We start from the raw sequence: 4,076 nt of genomic DNA, 5'->3' as shown, positions 1-4,076 counted from the left end.
TCACGTACGAGTCCAGGAACTCGTAGATCTCCCGCGGCTTGGGCAGGCTGTCCCACGTGAGCTCGGTGGCGTCGGCGAGTTCCTCCTCGATGATCTCGTTGCAGAGATCAATGCACTCATCGCAGATGTACACGCCGGGGCCGGCGATGAGCTTCTTCACCTGCTTTTGGCTCTTGCCGCAGAACGAGCACTTCAGCAGGTCCCCGCCGTCGCCGATGCGTGCCACCCAGCCACTCCTCAAAACTAAGGCCGCCCCGTCGGTGCCGCTCACGCGAACCGTGCGGAAGCCGAGCTCCCGATCCCGTCCACGACCGGGGCCACGGACGGGGCGATGTGTGTGTCGCTCTCCGCCAGACTAAGCGAAAAACCGGACCGGCTTCACCACCGGGCTGTCCCAGGCGGGTCAAAGCCCGGTCCGGCTCGCAACTTCCGACCCACCGAACTCCCCCGAATCACCGGGAACGGGGGCGGCCGGTCCGGAAATGGACGCCGACCGCCCGCGGGAGCGGCCGACGGCGCCCTACTTCAGCGACGCCTTGCGGTAGGGCAGGACGAAGTCGATGATCCCGTACTCGACGGCCTCCTCGGCGGTCAGGATCTTGTCCCGCTCGATGTCCTTGGACACCTGCTCGGCCGTACGCCCGGTGTGCCGGGCCAGGGTGGTCTCCAGCTGGGTGCGGATCCGGGTGATCTCGTTGGCCTGAATCTCGATGTCGCTGGCCTGGCCGTGCATGCCCTCGGTGGCCGGCTGGTGGATCAGGATGCGGGAGTTGGGCAGTGCGCCCCGCTTGCCCTTCGTGCCGCCAGCGAGGAGGATCGCGGCGGCCGAGGCCGCCTGGCCGATGCAGACCGTCTGGATGTCCGGGCGCACGAACTGCATCGTGTCGTAGATGGCCATCAGCGAGGTGAACGAGCCACCCGGGGAGTTGATGTACATCTGGATGTCCCGCTCGGAGTCGAGCTGTTCGAGCGTGATGAGCTGGGCCATCAGGTCGTTGGCCGACGTGTCGTCGATCTGCACGCCGACGAAGATGATCCGCTCCTCGAAGAGCTTGTTGTACGGGTTCATCTCCTTGACCCCGTACGAGGTCCGCTCCACGTAGGACGGCAGGACGTAGCGGCTCTGCGGAGCCATCGAGGCCGCGCCGCCGATGAGACTGGGGTTGAACTCGGTCATTTCACGCCTTCCACGCACTGCGCCGTTCCTGGATCCAGGTCCGACGGGATCAACTCTGCGAACGGTCCGTCGTCACGTCGAGCGTGCCCTCAAGGACCTCGTCGATGAAGCCGTACTCCTTGGCCTCCTGCGCGGTGAACCAGCGGTCGCGGTCGGCGTCCTTCTCGATCTGCTCCGGCGACTGCCCGGTGTGCTCGGCGATCTTGCCGATGAACATCTTCTTCACGTAAAGGAGCTGGTCGGCGAGGATGCGGATGTCGGAGGCCGTACCCCCGATACCGCCGGAGCTGGTGCATCATGACCCGCGTGTGCGGCAGGGCGTAACGCTTGCCCGGGGCGCCGGCGCACAGCAGCATCTGGCCCATGGAGGCGGCCATGCCGATACCGACGGTGCGGACGTCGTTGGGGATGTACTGCATGACGTCGTAGATCGCCATACCCGCCGTGACGGAACCGCCCGGCGAGTTGATGTACATGGTGATGTCCCGGTGGCGGTCCTCAGCGGACAGCAGCAGGAGTTCACCGACGAGACGGTTGGCGATCTCGTCGTCCACCTGGTCGCCGAGGAAAACGATTCGCTGGCGCAACAGGCGCTGAGGCGTCTGCTCGATAAAAGGGGAAAGCTGCGAGTCGGACGTACGTGCGTCGAATCGCGGGGACTCTTCAAAGGTCGGCGGCACTCTCGTCACCTGCTCCGGAATCGAAACGGTTGCGATACTGCGACACTAACGCCGACCAGTACCGGGGTTGCACGGATACCGTGTCTGTTCGCTTTGAGCGCAGGGTGGAACAGGCGCCGCACAGGACTTTCCTCCACGAGCGAACGAGAACGGGCCCCGCCCGACCCGGAAGGTCGGACGGGGCCCGGGGGCACACGGCGGCGGGGACTACTTGACGCCCTCGCCCTCCTCGTCCTTGACGTCCTCGGTCGCCTCGGCTGCGGCAGCGGCGGCCTTGGCGGCCTCCTCGACGACGGCCTCGTCGCTCTCGCGCTCGGGCTGCTCGACGACGTTGCCGTCCTCGTCGGTCACCGCGGCCTCGGCCAGGACCAGGTCCATGGCCTTGCCGCGGACGACCTCGGTGAAGGCGACGCGGATCTGGTTGGACTCGACCAGGTGCTGGGCGAGCTGGTCAGGGCTCACACCCATGCGCTGCGCCTGCTGGAACACGTACTGGCTGAGCTCGCCCTGGTCGGCGCTGAGCTCCTCCTGGAGAGCCAGCTGGTCGAGGATGAACCCCGCCTTGACGGCGGAGCTGGCACCGGTGGTGAGCTCCTCCTCGAACTCCTCCTCGGTCTTCTCCTGCGACTCCAGGTAGGCCTCCTTGGTGAGGCCGCCCTGGGCGAGCTGCTGTTCCAGGCTCTGGCGGCGGCGGGTGATCTCCTCGTCGACGACCGACTCCGGCAGCGGGATGTCGACCGACTCGATCAACTTCTCCAGGGCCTTGTCGCGGGCCGCGGAGAGCTGCTGGATGCGGCGGACCTCGCCCATGCGGTTGCGCACGTCCTCACGCAGCTCGTCGATCGTGTCGAACTCGCTGGCCAGCTGGGCGAACTCGTCGTCGAGTTCGGGCAACTCCTTGACCTTCACACTGTGCACGGTGACGCTGACGTCCGCCTCCTTGCCCTCGTGCTCGCCGCCCACCAGGGAGGTCGTGAAGGTCGCCTCGCCGCCGGCCTCCATGCCGCGCAGGGTCTCGTCGAGGCCCTCCAGCATGGTGTTGGTGCCGACCTCGTAGGAGTAGCCGCTGACCGCGACGTCCTCAAGCTTCTCACCTTCGATGGCCGCGGAGAGGTCGATCGACAGGTGGTCGCCGTCCTCGACGGGGCGCTCGACGCCGACCAGGGTGGAGAAGCGCTCGCGGAGCGTACTGATCTGCTCGTCGACCTGCTCGTCGGTGACCTCGGCGCTGTCGACGGTCACCTCGATGCCCTTGTAGTTCTCGACCTCGAACTTCGGCCGGACGTCGACCTCGGCGGTGAAGGCGAACTCCTCGTTGTCCTCCAGCTTGGTGACCTCCACGTCGGGCTGGCCCAGCGCGAAGAGCTCCTCCTTCTGGATGGCCTCGTTGTAGAGCTCCGGAACGGCGTGGTTCACCGCTTCGCTGATGACCGCGCCGCGGCCGACGTAGCGGTCGATCAGCCGCGCCGGCGCCTTACCCGGGCGGAAGCCCTTGATCCGGACCTGCTTGGCGAGCGACTTGTACGTCACGTCGAAAGCGTGCTCGAGCTCCTCGAAGGGGACCTCGATGGTCAGCTTGACCCGGGTCGGGCTCAGCTCCTCGACATCGGTCTTCACGGGGCGGTACTCCTAGGTTTGCCGGCTGGTGTCCGCGACGGCCCGCATGCGCGCCACGCACGGAGGCGAACGGCACGCGCGCACCCCGGCCAGTCTGGCGACCGCGTTCCAGGGGTGCCCTGCGACGGGCTGGGACTTACAGTTTCCTGCTGATCGCACCAAGTCTAGGGCAGACCGACAGGGGGCCCGGCGCACGGCCGACGGCCGCTGCCACGGATGGTCTCGTCGGGGTGGCGGGATTCGAACCCGCGGCCTCATGCTCCCAAAGCATGCGCGCTAACCAAGCTGCGCCACACCCCGTGCGAATCACGACGATCGCACACCGGGCGGGTGTGCGACCAACGCTTCGGAGACTGTACTCTTGTCTCCGTCGGCTCCACGAGTCTAGAGGAACCTCAGGGGCTCCGACGCCACGCGGGCGTAGTTCAATGGTAGAACTCCAGCCTTCCAAGCTGGCCATGCGGGTTCGATTCCCGTCGCCCGCTCCGCTTGGAGTGAGCCCTGTGTCTGCGACACCGGCTCGCTCCGCCCACCCACACCCCGGGGGACGACCCCCACACCCCCGCTCCGCTTGGAGTGAGCCCTGTGTCTGCGACACCGGC

General features: G+C 66.9%; 3 protein-coding genes, 2 tRNA genes and 1 pseudogene. 1 reads left to right on the top strand and 5 read right to left on the bottom strand.

Annotated features, from left to right (window positions below; translation table 11 throughout):
- From BJF83_RS01075 to BJF83_RS01055, 5 genes and pseudogenes are all read right to left on the bottom strand, one after another.
- The coding region (locus tag BJF83_RS01075) for a ClpX C4-type zinc finger protein (RefSeq protein WP_316042173.1) at positions 1-226 on the bottom strand (226 nt) is incomplete at its 3' end.
- Positions 227-520: 294 nt separating this feature from the next.
- Complete coding sequence (locus BJF83_RS01070; protein ID WP_075924813.1) at positions 521-1,177, bottom strand: ATP-dependent Clp protease proteolytic subunit; 657 nt, start codon at positions 1,175-1,177, stop codon at positions 521-523.
- 49 nt (positions 1,178-1,226) lie between these two features.
- Positions 1,227-1,764: pseudogene (locus BJF83_RS01065) on the bottom strand (ClpP family protease).
- A gap of 300 nt (positions 1,765-2,064) precedes the next feature.
- A complete protein-coding gene (tig, locus tag BJF83_RS01060; RefSeq protein ID WP_075924812.1) occupies positions 2,065-3,474 on the bottom strand; it encodes a trigger factor in 1,410 nt (469 codons plus the stop codon).
- Positions 3,475-3,699: 225 nt separating this feature from the next.
- Positions 3,700-3,774, bottom strand: a tRNA-Pro gene (locus BJF83_RS01055).
- Between the two features lie 114 nt (positions 3,775-3,888).
- Here BJF83_RS01055 and BJF83_RS01050 point away from each other — a divergent pair.
- Positions 3,889-3,959, top strand: a tRNA-Gly gene (locus BJF83_RS01050).
- Positions 3,960-4,076 lie beyond the last annotated feature (117 nt).

Origin of the sequence: Nocardiopsis sp. CNR-923, from assembly GCF_001942255.1 — a bacterium.
GTDB lineage: Bacteria > Actinomycetota > Actinomycetes > Streptosporangiales > Streptosporangiaceae > Nocardiopsis.
This window is presented reverse-complemented; position numbering and strand designations above follow the sequence as displayed.

What these genes read in the sequence shown, in the direction of transcription:
- BJF83_RS01070 (WP_075924813.1), bottom strand. Translation starts at nt 1,177, where the DNA reads ATGACCGAGTTCAACCCCAGTCTCATCGGCGGCGCGGCCTCGATGGCT.